We start from the raw sequence: 21,354 nt of genomic DNA, 5'->3' as shown, positions 1-21,354 counted from the left end.
GTGAAAAAGTGGAATATCCGACGCTAAGGTGCTGTGGCTCGGTCTGTTCCGTTTAGGGATCGCTGGATGCAGGGGCGGGACGGGTGTTGCTCTCAATGCACTTGCTTTTGTGACTCATGGCGACTCGGCATTTTCTCTGGACGGCTGTGATTTGCATGTATTTGTGGTCAAGTCAATGGGCGATGGAGGGTGTTTTCGAAAAAATAGCTTGATTCGATTCTCTTGCCTTCTGGTGTGGACGGGAGTAGACATAGCCCATCACATTCGCTTCGGTTTGGGGGACGACGATGTCTATGAAAACTACGCGCCGACGGCATTCTGTTGACGGTCAAGAGCACAGCTATTCAACGATTACACGCACACGGTGGGGTGCAGTGGGGCGGAAGTCCGTTGCCGGCACCGTGACGTTGGGGCTGGTGTTCGCGGTGGATTTGGGGGCTGCGGCCCCCTCGTTTGCGGCGTTGCCGACGGGTGATGTGTCCACGTTGGGGTTGTTGGGTGCCCGCCCTGGTGGAACCCGGCTCCCGGTCCCGGTCAGTGACCAGGTCAGCGGCTCGATCGATGTCGGCACCGGCAACCTCTCCCTGAGCGTGGGCGCGTTGTCGTTGCCGGGGATTGGCGGCACTGTGGGGTTGGGGATGAGTTTCAATTCCCTTTCGGCCGATACCGGCACGTCGGGGTTGGTGGCCCCACGCTGGACCCTGGCCCTGGGCTCCGCCGGGTCCCTCTCGCAAACATCGACGGGGGTGTTGTTTACCTCCGGTGACGGGTACTCGGCCCTGTTCACCCCCGTGACCGGGTCCACGACGGCCTACACCTCCCCGGCCGGGGTCAAAGCCGATCTGGTCAAGACCGGCACCACGGGCTGGACGTTGACGTCGCGGACGAGTGCGTCGGTGGTGACCTTCGATACGGACGGGAAGGCCACGAAGGTCACCGACCGGAACAACAACCCCACCACGATTACCTGGACCTCCGGGCGGCCCCGCACCGTGACTTCCACCCGGGGTGTGGCCGGGGCCAGGGTTGCAAACCTCGGCTATGACTCCAGCAGCGGCTTGCTGGCTTCGATCTCCCAGACCTCCGGCACCTCATCACGGTCGGTCTCCTTCGCCCGCGACGGGTCGCAGAATCTGGCCGGGTTCACGGACCTGGCCGGGAAAACCACCACCTTCGGATACACCGCCAACCGGGTCACCACCATCACCTCCCCCGCCGGCGGGGTCACGAACCTTAGCTACGACAGCACCGGACGGGTCACCCGGATCCAACAAGTCAATGGTTCTGCCGGCTCCCCCGGGGATTCCATCACCCGCCTGGCCTACCCCACCAGTTCCCAAACCCTGCTGGCCGGGCCGAACACGAACCAATCCGTGGCGGTCGCGACGGGCCCGCACACCACGTACACGCTGACCACCACCGCCCGGGTCCTCGCGGCAACGGACCCCATGGGCCGGGCCCGCTCCGGCACCTACACTGCGGACTTCGACACGTTGACCGCCACCCAGGGCACCGGCACCACCGCCGGAACGACCACCAACACCTACGGGGCCAACACCGGCCAATCCCTGACCCAATCCACCGCCCCGGGCGGGGCCGCCAACTCGTTCGCCTACGGCAACACGGCTGCCTCGACCAAGTATTTGCCGACCTCCTCGACCAGTGATGCCGGGGACACGTCCTTGTACACCTTCGATGGGACCGGAAACCCGCTCACGTCCGCCGATTCCCTGGCGGCGACGGCGACGCTGACGTACAACACGGACGGGACGGTAGCCACCGCGTTGGCGCCCGGGAACGGGAGCAACAAAACCCTGTACGGCTACAACAGCAATCACGAGCTGGTTACGGTGACCCCGGTCACCGGGTCCTCCCTGAACACCCAATCCAGGACCTACGACGTGTGGGGGCGGCTAGCCACCCAGACCACCGGGGCCGGGACGACGTTGACGTATTCCTACGACGGGGTGGGCCGGTTGGCCGGGACCAGCTTCTCCGACAGCACCCCGGCCATCTCCTACACATACAACGAGAACGGGCAGGTCCTGACCCGCACCGACGGGGCCGGGACCACCACCTATGCCTATGACCAGATGGGGAGACTCACTTCCCGGACCAACACCGCCGGGGGTGGCACGATTGGCTACGGCTATGATTTGGCCTCGAATCTGGCCTCCACGACCGACACCCGCGGGACCACCAGCTACGCCTACGACACCTCCGGGGTCCCGACCTCGTTGACGTATCTGCAAAACCTCGGCGGCGTCCCGAACGCCGGAACCCTCGGCTTTGCCACGGACGACCGGGGCCGGCGCACCGATACCTGGCTGCAAACCAACCCCGCCCACACCACCTGGACCGCCCACACCCACACCGACTACGACACCACCGGACGGGTCTCGCGCACCATTGCACAACAGGGCACCGGAAACACCTCCAACACCACCGTCCTGGACATCAGCTACTGCCACGCCGCCGGCTCCACCCCACCCACCTGTCCCACCACGGCCAGCGCGGATCGGGCGAACATCCAATGGGCCAAGGACAATCTCACCGGCTCCGCCACCGCCTACACCTATGACGGGGCGAACCGGTTGACGAAGGCCGCGACCACCGGCGGCACCACCCCGGCCATCACCTACTCCTATACCTACGATGTGCGCGGGAACCGGCTCACCGCCGCCACGACCGGAGCCACCACCACCAACCAAACCTTCACCGCCAACGCCGCCAACCAAATCACCACCACCGGCTACAGCTACGACGGCACAGGAAACCTCACCAAAGACCCCAACGGGACCTACACCTACACCGGGGCCTCCCAACTCGCCACCACCACCAAGGGTGGCACCACCTACACCTACAGCTACGCCGGTGCCTCCCAAAACGAGCTCCTGGCCCAAACCACCCCCACCGCGACTTACTCCTACACCTACGGGCGCACCGATACCCAGGGCCAGCCCATCATTGAACAAGTCCACGAAAACGCGAACACCGCCTACATCGAACACGACCCCGTCACCGGTGAACCACTCATGCTCCGCACCAGCTCCGGGCTGCAATCGTTGTACGTCAACGACGGCACCGGCAACCCGGTCGGGGTCATCACCACCGCCGGCTACCCCGGCTTCACCTACACTTACGACCCCTACGGTGCCCCGACCCTGACCCAAACAGCAGGAGGCAACGGCGTGCCTCAAAACCCGTACCTGTTCAAACAAGGCACCCAAGACCGCACCACCGGCTGGGTCAAATACGGGGCCCGCTACTACAACCCCACCACCGGCCGCTTCACCCAACAAGACACCCTCGACACACCCCTGAACCCAGCCAACGCCAACCGCTACACCTACGCCAACAACAACCCCCTCAACCTCTCGGACCCCACAGGGCTTATCAGTCAGTGCTCCCTCCTTACTGATGCATCACTGGGACTTGGTGCAGTTTCACTTGCAACTGGTGTAGGAGCAATATTTGCAACTGGAACGATTTTGGGAGCTCCAGCAGGAGCCTTCTTGACTGGAGTTTCAATAGCTTCAGGAGCACTCGGCTTGGTGTACGGTGTTGAAGCCTTATTCGCTTGCTGATCGGAGAAGGACATGCAACTCATCATAATTTTAGTAATCATCGGCGTGATCCTTGGAATACCTGGAACCGTCTACGCGGGCACGCACCAGCGGCAAAAAGGACAACCTTTCACTCCTGCACGACGAAAGTGGCTAGCTCTCACGCTGATAGGTGGTGCGTTCATCGTCGCCGCGTTCGTCGTTAGCTTGGTGAAAAATACGTAACTACTCTACAAGCTCAAAGGCATCACAGTTACACCGGCGTCGACGATCACAGACACCACCATCATCACCCCCGCAACCCCCGCGGACAAGGGCTCACGGCACCACGGAAACGCACAAATTTTCGACACCCACTGGCGCGGCGCAGCCGCCCATTCGCTACTCTCTACGTTTAGACGGTGGTGGCAGGTATCTAAGGAAGCCATCTTTGGAGTGTGCGCAAGGCGACGGAGGCTGACTGCTGACCTTGTTTGCGGGCGGTCGAGTGGTGGGAACGTTGCCGGACGAATGTTTCGGCGCCGTTCAGGGTGCGTAGGCAGGCGGAAATCTTCATGCTGATCTTCAGGGCTTACGTGCTCCCGAATGTGTCGGGAGCACGTAAGCCCTGAAGGGGTGGGTGAATTCGTCAAATATCCCACGCTAAGCCGACATGGCGTCCGGTAACGATCGTTCGTGAGACACTCCTTCTCCGGTTTGTTGGCCCGCGGATTCCTGCGGGGGATTTTGTAACGCTTGCCATGTACGCGGCAATGTAACGCTCAACCGGGTTGGTGATACATTTTTGGCATGCGAATCGGATATGGGCGTGTCTCAACACGCGATCAGCACCCCGAGGCCCAACACGATGCCCTGCGCGCGGCCGGCTGCGAGCAGGTCTTCCTCGACACCGCCTCGGGGAAACTCGCCCGCAGGCCTGAACTCGACAAGGCACTGCTCTCGGCCAACCGATCCGGCGATCAGCTCGTTGTCACCAAGCTGGACCGGCTCGGGCGGTCGCTGGAAAACCTCATCGACCTGTCCAAGTTGCTGCAGGAGCGCGGCGTGGACCTGGTGGTCCTGGACCAGGGCGTCGATACGTCCACACCCGCCGGGCGGATGTTTTTTCAGATCATCGGTTCAATCGCCGAGTTCGAACACGCGTTGATGTCCGAACGGACCCGTGACGGGCTGGCCGCCGCGCGGGCACGTGGGCGGACTGGTGGGCAGAAACCAAAGCTCGGTCCCCGCCAGGTCAAGCTGGCAAGAGAAATGTATGAGGAAAAAGATGCCGACGGGAAACGTGCCCATACCGTCGAGCACATCGCCCAGGAATTTGGCGTCAGCCGTCCCACCATCTACCGGCACCTGGCCAAACCATGATTCGCAGGCATGGTGCTCCGCAGCCGTACCAGGACAAGTCCATAGATCGCGGCCTTCCAACTAACAAGGACTTCTGACTGTGGCCCTTCGTTCCTTGCTCACGACTGCCGAACGCGGCCAAGTCCTTGAAATCCCCATCGGCACCGAGGACCTGGCTGCCCACTACACACTGAGCGAAACGGACATGTCGTTGATTCGACAACACCGCGGAGATGCCAACAGGCTGGGCTTTGCCATCCACCTGTGTCTGTTGCGGCACCCGGGTATCGCGCTGGCCGAGGACACCGAAGTGCCCACTGCAATGATCGACTGGGTCGCGGCCCACCTGGCCATCCCGGCAGAAGCCTGGGATGAATATGGGACACGTGGGGAAACTCGGCAGGAACACGGACGGGTGATTCGTGCGTATCTGGGCATGACCGCGTTCGGCATCACGGATTTTCGCCAGCTCGTGGAGCATGTCGGTGAGGTTGCCGCGCAAACGGACAAGGGCCTTGTCTTGGTCGAAGCAGCGCGGGACTTCCTGCAATCAAGGAAGGTCGCCTCGCCCGGAATCGGGATCATTGAAAGGGCCTGCGCGCAGGCCCTGACCCGGGCGAACCGGCGAATCCACACCACGTTGTGCGATCACCTCTCACCCGAACACCGAGGCCGTCTAGATGGCTTGTTGCTTCGCCGCCCCGACAGTTCTTTGACCCAAATCGGCTGGCTGCGGCAGGCACCACTGCGACCGAACGCACGGGCCATGAATGAGCACATCACCCGGCTCACTGCCTGGCGTGCCTTGGGCCTTCCCTGGGACGCGAGCAAACTGGTGCACCGCAACAGGCTATTGAAACTGGCCCGCGAGGGCGCCTCCATGACGGCAGCCGACTTGGCCAAGTTTGAACCTGGACGCCGGTACGCAACCCTCTTCGCCATGTCCGTGGAAAGCATGGCAACGGTCACCGATGAAATCATTGATCTCCACGACCGAATCATTGGCCGGATTATTCGCACCGCCCAGAACAAGCAAAACCGGAACACCCTGGCCTCCCGCACCACCGTCGCGGCCATGATGCGCCTGCACTCCAAGCTCGGCGATGCCCTGATGGCAGCCAAGGAAAACGGTGAGGATCCCTTCGCCGCGATCGACACAACCATCGGCTGGGAAACCTTGGCCGAAAGCATCGCCCAAGCCAAGGAACTGACCCGACCCGCCCTCGAAGACCATCTCGCCCTCGTCAGTGCCCACTTCACCACGATCCGTCGCTACACCCCGGCATTTCTTGCCGTCCTTGACCTCGAGGCAGCCCCAGCGGCGCAAGACCTGCTGGCCGCCATCAAGGTCATCTGCACCTTGAATACCACAGGTGCCCGAAAGGTCCCCGAAGATGCACCCACGTCGTTCATCCGGCCCCGCTGGAAGCCGCTGGTGTTCACCGAGAACGGCACAGACCGGGGATTCTACGAGTTCTGCGCCCTGGCGGAACTCAAGAACGCGCTTCGGTCCGGAGACATGTGGGTCACCGGTTCCCGGCAATTCCGCGACTTCGATGACTACCTGCTAGCAGGCTCCGACTACACGCTCATGAAGAACGCTGGGGAACTGCCCCTGGTCACAGCCAATGGCGGCGAAGAATATCTCAAGGACCGTCTTGCCCTGCTCAGCGAACGGCTGCACCAAGTCAACGCCCTGGCCTCCCGCGATGAACTGCCCGGGGTGCTGATCACGGAAAACGGCGTGAAGATCACCCCGCTCGAGACGATCGTGCCACAACACGCGCAACCCTTGATCGACCAGGCCAGCGCCATGTTCCCGCGAATCCGGATCACCGACCTGCTGATGGAAGTCGATGGCTGGACCGGATTCACACGCCACTTCACCAACCTCAAATCCGGCCAACCCTCCAAGGACAAGCAGCTCCTGCTCACCGCCATCCTGGCCGACGGAATCAACCTGGGATTGACGAAGATGTCCGAATCATGCACCGGCGTCACCTACGCCCAATTGGACCGCCAGCAGGCTTCCCATATCCGGGATGAAACCTACAGCGCCGCCCTGGCCGAGCTGGTCAATACCCAGCACGCACACTCCTTCGCAGCGCACTGGGGCGACGGCACCACCTCTTCCTCGGACGGGCAACGCTTCCGCGCCGGCAGCCATGCCGAATCCACCGGCCATGTGAACCCGAAATACGGGGCCGAGCCCGGACGGATGATCTACACGCACGTCTCAGACAAATACTCACCCTTCCACAGCAAACTCATCAATGTCGGTGACCGCGACGCGACCTACGTCTTGGACGGGCTGCTGTATCACGAGTCCGACCTGGCGATCCAAGAGCATTACACCGACACCGCAGGGTTCACCGACCATCTCTTCGCGCTGATGCACCTGCTCGGCTACCGGTTCGCACCCCGGATCCGCAACATCGGCGATACCCGCCTCTACACCCCCACCAACGATCCAGACCTTGCCACCTTGGCGCCGCTGATCGGCGGCACCATCAACACCAAAACCATCGCCGCGCACTGGGATGAAATCCTCCGCCTGGCCACATCCATCAAAACCGGCACCGTGACCGCATCGTTAATGATGCGCAAACTTGGCGCCTATCCACGCCAAAACGGCCTCGCCACCGCCCTGCGGGAACTGGGCAAATTGGAACGAACTCTCTTCCTGCTGGATTGGCTCCAAGATCCCGACCTGCGCCGTAAGGTCACAGCCGGGCTGAACAAGGGAGAAGCCCGGAACACCCTGGCCCGGGCCGTTTTCTTCAACCGGCTTGGAGAGATCCGCGATCGCTCCTTCGAGCAGCAGCGTTACCGGGCCTCGGGGCTGAACCTCCTCACCGCGGCTATCGTTCTCTGGAACACCGTCTACCTTGACCGCACCATCACCACCTTGAATCAGGAGGGCAACGCCCCGGACCCTGACCTGCTGCGGTTCCTCTCACCCCTGGGATGGGAACACATCAACCTCACCGGCGACTACACCTGGCCACGCACCAACCACATCAAACCCGGCAAATACAGGCCCCTACGACGCTCAACAAAACCTTAGCGTCGGATATTTCACTTTTTCACAAGCCACCCCAATAAGTCACTGGTCTCCAAAAAACACCGTGACCGGAGAGCCGGTCGGGCTGACTGGATTGGCCAGCTGGCTCTGATGCTTCACCACGTCAGTCGCAGAGGGTACGACCGTGGCACACTGCCCAGCGTCAGGATTTGCCACGAGCGGAGACGGAATAAGCTTAAACGCGGTGGTTCCCAAGGGTGACTTGCCCTCTTCCATCCGCATTCCAGCAAGGTTCGGCACTGTGTCCTTAACTCCGGTGGCCTTGGCGGAGAAGTAGAAGGCAATCGCCGCACCAACTGAGGCAGTGACTCCGCCGATCAATCCACTGCGAAGGGCAGTATCTTTCCGTCACGCGCCTGGGGGTGGTACGAGTCAGCATGATAACGATCGACACAACCACGACCAGGATTGCAACGATTCCTAAGGCAATGAGACCACCCAGCGTCTACAAGGCGTCGGGGTGACTGGAGCATCGATAGCGGAGATTCCAAACGGTAGCTGACCGCAGACTGACAACATCATGATGGACATGTGAACCTCCCTTATGGATTTCCCTCACGCTTTCGGCTCCAGTGCGAAATCTACTCCCATCGCCGCCCATGTCAAGGAAAAGTGGCGCACAGTTGCTATCGCCAGGCACATCAGGCCATGAGATTGCCAGGCTGGGACAAACGACGGCGGCGCCAGCCCAGCGCCGCAATCCCCCACATCGTCAAGAACAGCCCGACCAGGATCAGCCCAGCGTGGCCGAGGTCAAGGTTAGCCAGCCAGCTGGTGACGGGATCGGTCAGACCAAGGACATCGTGCAGGATTGTGGCGATAGTCAGCAGCGAGATGAACAACGCTGACGTTGCCGACAACCCGGTGACAACCATGTTGAATCCGATGCGCCTGGCCGGATTCATCACGGCCGATCTGTACATCTTCATCATGGCCATGCCGTTGGCGGTGTCGCACAAAGTCATGGCAGCTGTGAACGCCAGCGGCAGCGCTAGCAGGGCTGCGATGGAGATCCCAGCCAAGGCGGCCGATGCCGTCAGCAGCAGGAACGCAATCGTGGAGGCAGTGTCAAAGCCCAACCCAAAGAGGAATCCCAACACGTAAATGTCCCTCGGCCGCTTCACCCGTGACAACGGCTTGTCCATGAGCCGGGCGACCATGCCTGTGGGGGCCAGTTCGTCATCGTCCACCGCCCCTCCCCCGCGCACCCGGCGGAACAACACATTTGCTTTCAGGAACGCCGAGCCATTGAACAAGCCGATGGCAAGCAGGAACAGCGCCGATACGCTGGCACCGAAGAGTGACAGCACCATGTTTGCAACTGACCCTTCCTGCAGCACGGTTCCCATGATCCCTGCCCCGCTGACCACAAGGACCCCAGCCAGCATGACAACGGAACTGTGGCCCATGCTGAACGCAAAGCCCACACTGACAGGAGCCCTGCCCTGGGCGGCAAACTTGCGGCTGGAGTTGTCGATGGCGGCGATGTGGTCCCAGTCGTAGCTGTGCTTCACGCCTGCGAGATACGCGGTGATCACCAGGCCAATGGCCAACGGGTGGACGTCGTGCAGCAGCGAATAGGCCAGCAGTCCGGCCACAATGATGTGCAGTGCGGCCACAGCCGAAAATGTCACACCCATCCTTCTGGCGACCGGGAGCTTTTCGCGTTCCAGATATCCAAGGCGGGCAGTGGCCGACATCAGTACTTCCTTAAGTTCAGTGCTTCCTGACCGTACCAGCGCAGACGCAGGTGGTCCACGGCGGTCGCCAGCATGCTGTTCAATGGTTCGGTCGCGTGCGACAACGCACGCAGGGCAAGGCCGGGCCCCTCAAGCAGGGTTATTCCCAGCTGGCCTTGAGGGTCGATGGGTGCCAGCAGTGCGTGGAGCTCATCAATGAGGCTTGCATCAACCCGCCCGTCCATCACCAGCAGCGAGCCCAGGTGGGTGTAGTGCTGCATGAAGCAGCTGCTGTCCACGGGGGAACCGGTGCCGGGGCGGATCAGCAAATTATCCAGCACCGTCAGCCGGCCGCCGATGGAAATTTCGTTGCGCATCCGGATCTCGTCGTACCTGAAAAGCCTGCCGTCGGGCGACCATCCGGGAGTCACAACCTCGGCCATGACAAGCGAAGCCGTGGGGTCCATGTCCACGCAGGTCACCTGCCCGTAGCTGGCTTCTCGGTAGACAATCAAGGGATCCGGCAACAGTTCCAGCCGGGCCCGGCCTTCCAAGCGAACGTGCATGTGCTGCTCTGCCCTGTCGCGGGGCGTCCGGTAAACCTTCGTCGCCGACTGCGTCGTCAACAACAAGTCGGCCCCGTCGGCGACGGAAACCTCAATCAGGTACTTGTCCCCGCCCAGGAAAGCCCCGCCCGGGTTGATCACCACGTAGCAAACCTGCCCGGAGTTATCGAGGTAATGCGGCCGAAGGATCCGCAGCGCACCGTCGTGGAACTGGCGCACCGCAATCGAACGGCTTTCGCGGCGGTCGATGTCCAAGGAAAGCGTGCCCGCCCACTTATCAGGTGCGGCGAGACGCCCTACGGTCGCGGCTGCGGTCACCGTGTTTCCAGGTCAAGCATGAGCACGTCGCGCCTGATCCAGTTCAGGACCTGGTCCAAGCCGTCGTCGGTCTTCAGGTTGGTGAAGCAGTACGGCTTGTGGCCGCGGAATTCCAGGGTGTCAGCCTCCATGACGGACAAGTCGGCACCAACATAGGGGGCAAGGTCGGTCTTGTTGATGATGAAAAGGTCGGACTTGATCATGCCCTGCCCCGCTTTACGCGGGATTTTTTCCCCCTGCGCCACGTCAATGATGTAGATGGAGAAATCAACCAATTCGGGACTAAACGTTGCCGACAAGTTATCCCCGCCTGACTCGATGAAGATCAGCTGCAGGTCCGGGTGGCGGGCCTCCAACTCGGCCACTGCGGCCGAGTTCATCGAGGTGTCCTCGCGAATGGCCGTGTGCGGGCAGCCGCCGGTTTCTATGCCGATGATCCGATCCAGCGGCAGCACGCCGTTCGCGGCCAGGATCTTGGCGTCCTCAATGGTGTAGATGTCGTTGGTGATGGCAGCGCTTGACACTTCCCCGTCAAGGGCGCGCGTGAGGCGTTCCACGAGCTGGGTCTTGCCGGCGCCAACCGGTCCGCCGATGCCAATTTTGATCGGTTTCATTGTGCTCCTTCTAAGTTTTGTTGGTCAGGACATGAACATGCGCGCGCGTTGGCGCTCATGCTGCATTTGGCCGATTTCCAGGCCGGGGGCAGTGACGCCGAAGTCCTCGCGGCCCAGCGTTTGGATCAGCACGACGCCGTCACCCACCTCCTGGTGGGCAGCACGCAGGACACGCTGGCCGGCGCTTTGGCCCAGGGGGATGCCACGGATCGCGTTCTGCGTCAGCGAGGTGACGGCTGAAAACAGGTACGTACCCAGCAGTTCGGCCAATGGCACGCCCAGATTCTTTCCGGCGATGGCGAAGGCCAGTGCCGGGTGCCCGGCACACTCGCCGTTCCTGACAGCTTCAGCGTAGCCTTCAAGTTCCTCACAGGGGAACACTGAACCCGCGATGTCAAGCATGCGCACACCCATCTTCACCCCCGCTTCCCGGATTTCCCGGGGCAGGGCAGCCGCGTGCAGTTCCCTGTCCACGCGGAAAAGCTGTGCCTGTGTTTGTGCCTCAAAAGCGAAGCGGATGGCTAGCCCGTCGGAGTGCACGAGCTGGATGCGGATGAACTGGGTCAGCCAGTTGGCGAAGGTCTCCTCGTCATGGACCAGCCCCTGGTCCAGGTGGGTCTCCAGGCCCAGCGAGTGGCTGAACGCGCCGGTGGGCAGGGCCGAATCGCTCAGCTGCAGCAGCGGCAGCAGGTAACTCGGTGCGCTCCTCACCTCAGTGCGTGTGTTCTGCATGGCGGAAGGGCACGGGCATGACACGTTCCTGCCGTGAGTACGGGACCCCAACGTGCTTGAGGTAGTCCTCCACCGTGTGGTCGTACGCAAGCACCATGACCTGGGCGCCGTAGTCGCTGTCCCCGTCAAAGAACTGCGCCTGCATGTGCCTGTTGCCCAGGTTGTGCGCCACAACGCCCATGTCCTTGATGGATCGGGGTGCGATCACCAGGACGTCGCTGTGTTCGACACTGATGACAATGGCGTCCTTTTCATCGACATGCAGGACGTCGCCATCGCGCAGGTCGGCAACCGAATCGCCTGACAGGCGGATGCCCAGCTCCCGGCCGTGGTCGGTGGTGACACGTTGGATCCGCTTGACCAGCAGGGCCGAGGGCAGGATTACGCGTTCTTCATGCAACTTCTCCAGGGCTGCAGGGTCAAAGGTGTCTGTCGCGGGGTCAAATTTGTTGCCAAGAATTGTTTCAATGATCAATGGTTCTCCTGTTAAAAAAGGAAGTAGCGCTGCGCCATGGGCAGCACGCTGGAGGGTTCGGCCGTGACAATCTCGCCGTCGACACGAACCTCATAGGTTTCGGGGTCAACCTGGATGTCGGGTGTTTCGCCGTTGTGCTTCATGTCCGCCTTGGTCAGGTTGCGGATGCCGTGACAGGCCCGCACCTGGTGCTGCAGGCCAAGTTCGGCGGGAACACCGGCGTCAACGGCGGCCTGGGACAGGAACGTGATGGAGGAGGAATGCACGGCCCGGCCCATGGAGGCAAAGTTGGGCCTGAACGTGCGCGGCTGCGGGGTGGGGATGGAGCCGTTGGGGTCACCCATGATGGACATGACCATCTGCCCGCCCTTGATGACCATTTCCGGTTTCACACCGAAGAAGGCCGGTTCCCACAGGACCAGGTCGGCAAACTTACCCTCCTCGACACTTCCAACATAGTCGGAGATGCCGTGGGCGATGGCCGGGTTGATCGTGTATTTCGCAACGAAACGCTTGAGGCGGGCATTGTCGCCAACCTCGGGGTCGTCGTCGTACTTCCCACGCTGACGCTTCATGGCATCAGCCACCTGCCAGGTACGCAGAATAACCTCTCCCACACGGCCCATGGCCTGAGAGTCGGAGGAGGTGATGGAGAAGATGCCCATGTCGTGCAGGACGTCCTCGGCGGCGATGGTTTCCTTGCGGATGCGGGAGTCGGCAAACGCCACATCTTCGGGGATGTCGGGGCTGAGGTGGTGGCAGACCATGAGCATGTCAAGGTGCTCGTCGATCGTGTTGATCGTGTAGGGCAGGGTGGGGTTGGTCGACGCCGGCAGCACGTTGGGCAGGCCTGCCACCTTGATGATGTCGGGGGCGTGCCCGCCGCCGGCACCTTCGGTGTGGAAGGTGTGGATGACACGGCCGCCAATGGCCTTGATGGTGTCCTCGACGAATCCGAATTCGTTCAGGGTGTCGGAGTGGATGGCGACCTGAACGTCGAACTCGTCGGCGATCTTCAGTGACATGTCGATCGATGACAGGGTTGCACCCCAGTCCTCGTGGACCTTCAGTCCGATCGCCCCGGCACGGATTTGCTCGGCCAGCGGCTCGCGGGCACTGGCGTGGCCCTTGCCCAGGAAGCCGATATTGATGGGGAGGTTGTCAACGGCCTGCAACATGCGCGAGATATGCCAGGGACCCGGCGTCACTGTGGTTGCTTTGCTGGCCTCGGATGGCCCGGAACCGCCACCGATGAGAGTTGTCACGCCACTGGAGAGAGCCACCGGGATCTGGTCGGGGCTGACAAAGTGCACGTGCGTGTCAATGCCGCCCGCGGTGAGAATCTTCCCTTCGCCGGCAATGATGTCCGTGGCCACGCCGATGGTGATGTTCACGCCGTCGGAAATATCAGGGTTTCCGGCCTTGCCGATCTTGAAGATGTGACCGTCGCGCAAGGCGACGTCGGCCTTGTAGATGCCTGTGTAGTCGAGGACGACCACATTGGTGATGACAGTGTCGGGGATGTCCTGGTCACGGCTGCGCTGGCCGTTTTGGCCCATGCCATCGCGGATGACCTTCCCGCCGCCGTACACCACTTCCTCACCGTATTTGGTGTGATCAGCTTCGATCTCGGCAAACAGTTCCGTGTCGGCGAGGCGGATGGCGTCGCCGGTGGTGGGCCCGTATAAGTCCGAGTACTGCTTGCGACTCAGCTCAAAGCTCATTTCGCGGCGTCCTTTGCTGATTGTGCGTCCTGGGGACCTTTCGGTGCATCCGGTGCTGTAAGTGGTCCGTTGACGTGATCCCGGAAGCCGTAGACGGCCCTGGCGCCGGAAAGCTCAATGAGGTGCACCGTTTTGGCATCGCCGGGCTCAAAGCGGACGGCGGTTCCTGCCGGTATGTCCAGCCGCCGCCCATAAGCCGCAGCGCGGTCAAATTCCAGGGCGTCGTTGGTTTCGGCAAAGTGGTAATGAGAGCCGACTTGGATGGGTCGGTCGCCTCGGTTGGTGACCTTGAGCAGGCGTGGTTCACTTCCCGCATTGCAGGTCACTGCGTCCGAACGTAAAATATATTCCCCGGGAATCATGAGATTAGCTCCTTTGGCGCCTCTGCAGGCCGTGGCTTCAGCGGATAGGGTTGTGCACTGTGACGAGCTTGGTGCCATCGGGGAACGTTGCCTCGATCTGGACATCCTTAATCATCTCGACCACCCCCTCCATGACGTCGGTGCGGGAAAGAATGGTACTCCCCCAGCTCATGAGGTCGGCTACGGTCCGGCCGTCACGGGCCCCCTCAATGAGTTCGTAGGACAGGATGGCGACGGCTTCGGGATAGTTGAGTTTCAAGTTGCGGGCCTGCCTGCGCCGGGCTAGATCGGCGGCGACAACGATCATGAGTTTTTCTTGCTCACGGGGCGTCAAATGCATGTATTCCTCCTCAAGGAACTAACGGATTCAAGTGTCCACCCGTTATCTGCGACCGGCAAGTGAAGTTGCCGGGAGGACCGTGGAATAAGGCAACATTAGCAGAGTGAAAAGACCTCGTTGAACGCCTCGGAATCGGCCGGGGTCAGGGGGAACAAGGCGGCAATTCCCCGGCCGCCGGCCATGCCCGTGGCTGGCGGGTCGTTGCGGGTCCCGACAAACGCCCCCACGGATGAAAAATGAACGGCTCCCCGGACGGTGGACCGGCTGTTTACGAGTCTGTGCAGCGTTAACGGGATGCGGTCGTGGCCGTACCAGTGGATATAGTCTTCGAGTTCGGTCAGAAACCCGTCGGTGTCGGTGAATTCTTGCCGGTGGGACATTTCTTCCTTAAGGAGCCCGAAGAAATGTTCCATCCCCGAGCCATCTAGACGATTTCCCTTGCGCGACATGGATTGGAGCACGTCAGCGCCACTGAGGTGCTTCTGCCAGCCGCGGCGCATCAGGACGGCCCTTGGCATTGGGGCGCGGGCCCATGCTCGCAAGAGGTCCAAGGAACTGAGCTGAGGCATCCGGGCAAGGCCCTGCCGCGTCGCCTCCGCGTCGAGATACGGGCGAACAACCGCCCGCTGGGACTCAACGGACTTCCCCTTCTTGGTTGGTTTGTTTTCCGATGCTGCCCTAGCCCCAATCTTGAACCGACTCTCCTCCTTGCAGATTGCCGACCCTCTGACTCCCTGGATCGAGGATACCGCGCGATAACCAAACCCTTCCTCAAACAGATCGACCAACGGCGCGACCCCCTTGTTGATCCGCCACGACGGGCAAGTGTGGGCGAAGCACCTCAATCTCACGTCGTTCCTGGATGCCGCAGTCAGGGCTGGAGTCCTGCATGTGGCCATGGTCGATTTCCTGGGCGGAACCACAGGGGGCAGGAATTGAGCGAGCTAGGCGGGCCCACTGTCTCCGGCGCGAGCTAGGGCGGCCTTGCCGCGCTGTGGCGCTGCGACCGGGCCGGGCCGCTGTCGCGGGTCCTGGGCCGGTGGTGTTGCGATTGCAGACGGGTATTTATGAGCCGGACATCCACCAAACCTCAACCAAGCGGCTCGATGATCTGGAACCGCTAGGCGCCAACATCCATCTGACCAACGAAACCGGTGGCCACGACTGGGCGTGGTGGAATCCGTGGGCTGCGGGAGCTGCTGGGCTAGTCAGCCGTCCTGGCCCTTTCCTAGGATGAGCGGGGTTTGCGCGGGGCCTGCAGCCAGGGGCGGAGGATCCGGGTGCTCAAAGGCAGGAAGAGGTAGGTCATGATCGGCGTCAGGAGGAAGACATTGAGCAGCACGGTCAGAACCAGCGGCCAAGAACCAGTGACGGGGTGAAGCAGGAAGTTCGCCAGCAGGCTCAGCGGGTAGAACGGCAAGAAGATGCTCACGGCCTGCTTCCAGCGCGGCGGGACAACTGTTTCGGGCACGGTGATCGACACGTCCCCGGGCTGGTCGAACCAGCCCTCAATGCCCGTGCGGTGCTCTACCCGGGTGATTTCCATGAGGCTGCCACTGCTGTCAATCCACCATTTGCGCTCGTGCGACTCGTCCCAGTCGCGCAGCGTTTCAGCAGAGGAAAAGCGGTACATCACATGCCATTCATCCGACTCCGGGGCCGTCCTGACCCAGCCTGAACCCAGATATCCGGGCCATTCGCGGGCCAGCTCCTGGCCGGCATGCGCCCACGCGGCAAATTGGCGGTGGTAGCCCGGCTGGACTGTACGGGCGATGGATACTGTCACGGGCTGGGAATTTGGCACCGGCCTATTCTATGGCCAAATTGCAACCGCCATCCACCATGTGGACGGTGGTTGCGACTTTAGTCCCTCGACGCCCTGCGAAACCAGCCCTAGTGGCTTGGCCTCTTGTACTGCCCGTGGGTGGCAACCAAACCCATGATGATGGTCACGACAACAATGACGCCAATGACAACAACCAGTCCCCACATGTTCATGACGGGTCAGCTCCTTAAGTCGCGGCGGTGTTCGCCTACCTCCATCATGCACCCGCGGACCGAATGTCTCTAGGGGTTCCTGCTCGGCCGCGGAGCCGGGGGTGGCTCCGTTCTTGAGCGAGATGACCAGCCTGAGGCTCGGGCTCCGGATCCAGAGAAGTCCGAGTCTCGTCTCCTGCGGAACTAACCGCACTGTCCACTCCAGTGGATTCGCCCCGCCCTCCGCGAGTCGGCAAATCACGCCCTCATGTGATGAAATTCGCGAGAATGAGGGCGTGAAATGCGAAGCCACGTGCGCTGGCGTGGCCGACGACGTGGCTCGGTCTTCACCACTGGTTTCACGAACAGCGATCCTTCACCCATGCATCGAAACTGCTAGCGAAGGTGCGCCACCATGCAGCACTTTGACCTCGTTACCAACGGCACGGGATCGGGAAATTCCCTCCCTGGACCGGAATTCGACCACTGGAACATCGCCATCGTCGAGGACGCCCTGTTCGGCGGCACGTGCCTGAACGTGGGCTGCATCCCGACGAAAATGTTCGTCTACCCGGCGCGCGTACCGCGAGTGCCCGGAGTGCCCCAACATCACAGTTGTCGCCGGGGGACGGTTCACAGGGCGCAAAATCCTTCACATTGACCTGCACGACGGCGGCGACCGTGCCCAGCAAATCCTTGCACACCTCGGACTCCATCATGCGTTTAGCGGACCTGCCGGAAGCATCGTGAGCCTGGGTGGGGGTTACATTCCGCGGAGTTTGCGCAGGTGTTTTCTTCATGTGGCGTCCAGCTCACGCACGTGGCGAACCCCGGCGCTCCCAACAGCTCCGACCACCGTTTGGTAGCAGCCACCGTATTTACGGATCCGCAAATCGCCTCCGTCGGCATGACGGAGAGGCACGGGGTGAAGGCTGGCATCCCGCCTGCTGTGAAGGTGCAGGCGTACGCGAACACGGGGCTGTTGCTGGGGGCTCCCGTCGATCGAGCGTTTTCTTGGTGACGAAGTCCTGCTGGAACGCCCTAAGGGGAAGAATGGCCATGGGGTATTTCTTGGAGGTTCCAGCACCTGCGCAGTGGTTGTGCCAAGGCCATGCATGGTGTGTGGCGCACGACATCTACGCTCGAAGCGTTCTCGTGGCCGCTGACGCAGACTGCATCAAGGCGCTATTCGCCCATCCGTATTTTGATGTCCATTCCGTAGGAATCACAGACGTCGTGCTGCCGGAGGGCTACCAGCCACAACGCCAAGACCCCTGGGTGGGCTGTGTAGTTCGAGCCGACTACCCATGGTGCAGGGCACCCGTTTGACCTCCAGTTGGCTGGAGCTAGTTCGATGGATTCATACGCCTTTGGTCACACGGCGGATCCTGACCGCCCTATTTCCTGCAGGAGTTTTCGGTGGAAGAATCTTCCACGTCCGAAGGCATCCTGCAGCACCCATTTCAAACTGAAGGCAACGCACAAATGAAAATCCTCAACGTCACCATCACAGTCCAAGACCTTGCGAAGGCCGTGCAGTTCTACCGTGACACACTGTTGCTGCCCGTCGAGCTGACCCCTGCAGGCGCGGCCGTGACCATTGGTTCAAGCAGGCTGATGTTGTCCCCCGGCGACACCTTTGCGGGCGTACACCACCTCGCGTTTGGAGTCCTGCCGTCCGAGTTTGAACTGGCACACGCCTGGCTGGCGGCCCGGGTCCCCCTGCTGACGGCGGATGGCTCAGAGATCATCCGCGGTTCGGACGACTGGAAATCCCGCTCGTTGTATTTCCTGGGCCCCGAAGGCATCATCCTGGAACTCATTTCACGTGCGGCTGACGCGTCCACGATGTCCGGCAAGGGCGACACCCCGCGAATTCTCTCCATCAGTGAAGTCGGCTTTGGCGTCGACGACGTATTGGACACCGCAGCAACGCTCACTCGGGAATTGGGCATCCCCCATTTCCATGATCTCTCCAGGAGCTTCGCATCAATGGGCAGCGATGATGGCCTCCTGATCCTTGTACACCAGAACCGGGTCTGGTTCCCCACCAAGTCCTCTGAACCTGCTCGCGGACCCCTCACAGTTCTCATCGAATCACCGGCGGTGAATTCGCAGGTACAACTCAACGCGAGAATCTCGATAGTCAGCGAATAGCGAGACCGCCCGCTGGTCGAGATCCAGGGTCTCTGCCAGCTCGACCATGCACGTCGATCAGGAAGAGACCGCCGAGCGGCATCGTCGTCCCGGCACACGCCCCTTCCCGCACCGCCTGGAAGCTACGTTCCTGACTGTGATGATGGTTGCGCCGGGAGAGATCGTCCAACTGGATATGCCGCTGTCGCCTTCATCCGCGCTTCCCCACGACCCACCCACATTGGCACTTTCATCCTTGTGACGTCCGTCAATATATTGATACAGTAGCTGCATGAGCTGCCCCCACGCAGAAACTCCCCCCGGTGTCCGCGAAATTGAAAGCACAGTGCGCACTGACTTCCACAGCGCCATGTCCTACGGAAGCTACCTGGATCTGGATCGCCTGCTCTCGTCGCAGCACCCTGTGAGCTCCCCTGAGCACCACGATGAAATGCTCTTCATCATTCAGCACCAGACCAGCGAACTCTGGCTCAAACTTGTCCTCCACGAGCTAAACGAGTGCCGCCGCTTGATGGACAAGGACGACATCGGCAAAGCATTGAAGTGCCTTGCGCGGGTCAAACACATCCAAAAGACTCTCACCGAGCAGTGGTCGGTACTGGCCACCTTGACCCCACGTGAGTACGCTCAATTCCGCGGAGCCCTCGGTTCCTCCTCCGGCTTCCAGTCCTTCCAATACAGGGCTGTTGAGTTCATCCTGGGCAACAAGCACCGCGGCATGCTCACGGTCTTTGAATCCGATCCGCAAGCTCACAAACTACTCTCCACACTCTTGAATGAGCCCACCGTCTACGACGCATTCCTGCACGCACTGGCCCGTGCCGGATATGCCATCCCGATCAGCATCCTTGAGCGGGACGTCAGTGAAGCGTGGGTCATCCACGAATCGCTGGTGCCGGTGTTCAAGGAAATCTACGAGTCGGACACGACCCAGTGGAGCTTCTACCAAGCCTGTGAGGATCTGGTGGACCTTGAAGACAACTTCCAAGCATGGCGGTTCCGCCACATGAGCGTCGTCAAGCGGACCATCGGTTTCAAGGCCGGCACTGGCGGCTCCTCCGGCGTGGATTTCCTCAAGCGAGCCCTGGACCTGACGTTTTTCCCCGAGCTTTTCGCGGTCCGCACTGAAATCGGAAAATAGTCCCACTCCCTGCCCCGCCTCACGAAGGACACCCCGATGACCAAAAGCACGGAACTTTCCCCTCCCACCAGCAAACAGCTTGATGACAATGACAAGCTGGCCCCCTACCGCGAGCGCTTCGTCGAACCCGAGGACGGCTCCGTCGTCGCCTATCTTGATGGAAACTCACTGGGGCGGCCCTTGCGCGCAACAGCGGGCAGTCTTGGTGCCTTTGTCCAGGGAGATTGGGGCAGCGGTCTGATCAGGTCGTGGGACAAGAAATGGATGGACGAGCCCACCGTGCTCGGAAACCGGCTTGGCGAAGTTGTGCTGGGTGCGGCGCCGGGGCAGACCTTTTATCGGAGATTCGACGTCCGTACTGCTCTATAAGTTGCTGCGCGCGGGACTGGACGGACAGCCCGGACGCAACCAGATCGTCCTTGACCGGGACAACTTCCCCACCGATCGATTCATCGTTGAGGGCATCGCCGCCGATCGCGGCGCGGAGATCGTATGGATAGATCCGGATCCGACGACAGGCGTCACACCCACGAATGTTGCCGCTGCCGTCGGGCCCCGCACTGCAGTGGTCCTGCTAAGCCATGTTGCCTACCGCTCCGGGTTTCTGGCCGACGCCCGGGCGATCACGCGTCTGGTCAAGGATGCTGGCGGGTTGATGCTGTGGGATCTTAGCCATTCCATTGGCTCCGTCCCCTTGGAACTTGATGCCTGGGGTGTGGACCTTGCCGTGGGCTGCACGTACAAGTACCTCAATGGCGGCCCCGGCGCACCGGCGCTCGCCTACATCAATAGTTCGCTGATTTCCCGACTGCGGCAACCGATCTGGGGCTGGATGGGCGCGGCGGATCCTTTCGGGATGTCAGCCCACTTTGAGCCAGCTGCCACCGTGCGGCGGTTCATTACCGGCACTCCACCCATCCTGGCCATGCAGCCACTCAAGGACATGACCGAGCTGATTGCCGACGTCGGCATGGCTGCCATTCGGGAGAAATCGATCGCACTCACCGAGCATGCCCTTCACCTGGCGGAGGAGCAACTGGAGCCGCTCGGCGTGGAAATTGCCAGTCCCCGCGATCCCTCGCAACGCGGATCTCATGTGAGCTTTAACCACCCGATGTTCGCCGATGTCACGGCCCGGCTGTGGGAGCAGGGAGTAATTCCGGACTTCCGCCCGCCCTGTGGACTGCGCATCGGCCTCTCACCGCTGAGCACAAGCTTTGCCGAGGTGCAGCTGGGCATCGAGGCAATCCGGGATGTCTTGGTATCACTGCAGTGAC

15 protein-coding genes and 2 pseudogenes are annotated in these 21,354 nt (G+C 61.4%); 7 read left to right on the top strand and 10 right to left on the bottom strand.

Translation table 11 applies throughout. From position 1 onward, the window contains the following. Positions 1 to 287 precede the first annotated feature (287 nt). The 3 genes from AAGW05_RS16280 to AAGW05_RS16270 all read left to right on the top strand — a co-directional run bounded on the left by AAGW05_RS16280 (position 288) and on the right by AAGW05_RS16270 (position 7,974). Positions 288 to 3,587, top strand: coding sequence for an RHS repeat domain-containing protein (locus AAGW05_RS16280; RefSeq protein WP_411805606.1), 3,300 nt, complete (start codon positions 288 to 290; stop codon positions 3,585 to 3,587). 768 nt (positions 3,588 to 4,355) lie between these two features. Further along, positions 4,356 to 4,928, top strand: coding sequence for a recombinase family protein (locus AAGW05_RS16275; protein WP_411805605.1), 573 nt, complete (start codon positions 4,356 to 4,358; stop codon positions 4,926 to 4,928). 79 nt (positions 4,929 to 5,007) lie between these two features. After that, entirely contained in the window at positions 5,008 to 7,974 is a 2,967-nt protein-coding gene (locus AAGW05_RS16270; protein ID WP_411805604.1) for a Tn3 family transposase, read from the top strand. A 659-nt stretch (positions 7,975 to 8,633) separates the two neighbouring features. Here AAGW05_RS16270 and AAGW05_RS16265 read toward each other — a convergent pair. The 10 genes from AAGW05_RS16265 to AAGW05_RS16220 form a co-directional block, all read right to left on the bottom strand. Next, positions 8,634 to 9,692: a HoxN/HupN/NixA family nickel/cobalt transporter gene (locus tag AAGW05_RS16265; RefSeq protein WP_411805603.1), complete on the bottom strand. Its 1,059-nt coding sequence runs from the start codon at positions 9,690 to 9,692 to the stop codon at positions 8,634 to 8,636. Further along, positions 9,692 to 10,555, bottom strand: a complete 864-nt coding sequence (locus tag AAGW05_RS16260) for an urease accessory protein UreD (protein ID WP_411805602.1) — start codon at positions 10,553 to 10,555, stop codon at positions 9,692 to 9,694. The genes AAGW05_RS16265 and AAGW05_RS16260 overlap by 1 nt, the downstream gene beginning before the upstream one ends. Next, positions 10,552 to 11,169 carry an urease accessory protein UreG gene (gene ureG / locus AAGW05_RS16255; RefSeq protein WP_411805601.1) on the bottom strand — a complete coding sequence of 206 codons (618 nt, stop codon included), beginning with the start codon at positions 11,167 to 11,169 and terminating at the stop codon, positions 10,552 to 10,554. The genes AAGW05_RS16260 and ureG overlap by 4 nt, the downstream gene beginning before the upstream one ends. 24 nt (positions 11,170 to 11,193) lie before the next feature. Beyond that, the gene (locus AAGW05_RS16250; RefSeq protein WP_411805599.1) at positions 11,194 to 11,901 is read right to left on the bottom strand and encodes an urease accessory protein UreF; all 708 of its coding nucleotides are present in this window, start codon (positions 11,899 to 11,901) and stop codon (positions 11,194 to 11,196) included. Then, positions 11,882 to 12,376 carry an urease accessory protein UreE gene (ureE, locus tag AAGW05_RS16245; RefSeq protein ID WP_411805598.1) on the bottom strand — a complete coding sequence of 165 codons (495 nt, stop codon included), beginning with the start codon at positions 12,374 to 12,376 and terminating at the stop codon, positions 11,882 to 11,884. The genes AAGW05_RS16250 and ureE overlap by 20 nt, the downstream gene beginning before the upstream one ends. Positions 12,377 to 12,387: 11 nt before the next feature. Next, positions 12,388 to 14,100 (bottom strand): urease subunit alpha, encoded by a 1,713-nt coding sequence (ureC, locus tag AAGW05_RS16240; protein ID WP_411805597.1) that lies wholly within the window; start codon positions 14,098 to 14,100, stop codon positions 12,388 to 12,390. Beyond that, entirely contained in the window at positions 14,097 to 14,462 is a 366-nt protein-coding gene (locus tag AAGW05_RS16235) for an urease subunit beta (protein ID WP_411805596.1), read from the bottom strand. The genes ureC and AAGW05_RS16235 overlap by 4 nt, the downstream gene beginning before the upstream one ends. A gap of 37 nt (positions 14,463 to 14,499) precedes the next feature. Next, positions 14,500 to 14,802, bottom strand: coding sequence for an urease subunit gamma (locus tag AAGW05_RS16230; RefSeq protein ID WP_411805595.1), 303 nt, complete (start codon positions 14,800 to 14,802; stop codon positions 14,500 to 14,502). A gap of 95 nt (positions 14,803 to 14,897) precedes the next feature. Further along, positions 14,898 to 15,215: an IS3 family transposase gene (locus tag AAGW05_RS16225; RefSeq protein WP_411805594.1), complete on the bottom strand. Its 318-nt coding sequence runs from the start codon at positions 15,213 to 15,215 to the stop codon at positions 14,898 to 14,900. Between the two features lie 815 nt (positions 15,216 to 16,030). Then, positions 16,031 to 16,606 carry an antibiotic biosynthesis monooxygenase gene (locus tag AAGW05_RS16220; RefSeq protein ID WP_411805593.1) on the bottom strand — a complete coding sequence of 192 codons (576 nt, stop codon included), beginning with the start codon at positions 16,604 to 16,606 and terminating at the stop codon, positions 16,031 to 16,033. Positions 16,607 to 17,194: 588 nt separating this feature from the next. Between AAGW05_RS16220 and AAGW05_RS16215 the strand changes: the two are divergent. The 4 genes and pseudogenes from AAGW05_RS16215 to AAGW05_RS16200 all read left to right on the top strand — a co-directional run. Further along, a pseudogene (locus AAGW05_RS16215) lies at positions 17,195 to 17,362 on the top strand (mycothione reductase); the annotation flags it as partial. Positions 17,363 to 18,264: 902 nt separating this feature from the next. Next, entirely contained in the window at positions 18,265 to 18,936 is a 672-nt protein-coding gene (locus tag AAGW05_RS16210) for a VOC family protein (protein WP_411805592.1), read from the top strand. A 271-nt stretch (positions 18,937 to 19,207) separates the two neighbouring features. Then, positions 19,208 to 20,077, top strand: a complete 870-nt coding sequence (kynA, locus tag AAGW05_RS16205) for a tryptophan 2,3-dioxygenase (RefSeq protein WP_411805591.1) — start codon at positions 19,208 to 19,210, stop codon at positions 20,075 to 20,077. A 36-nt stretch (positions 20,078 to 20,113) separates the two neighbouring features. Next, positions 20,114 to 21,353: pseudogene (locus AAGW05_RS16200) on the top strand (kynureninase). The last annotated feature ends 1 nt before the right edge of the window (position 21,354 follow it).

Origin of the sequence: Arthrobacter sp. LAPM80 (genome assembly GCF_046736435.1) — a bacterium.
Lineage (GTDB): Bacteria > Actinomycetota > Actinomycetes > Actinomycetales > Micrococcaceae > Specibacter.
Note: the sequence above shows the minus strand (reverse complement) of the source record. Positions and strands in the feature narration are given on the sequence as shown.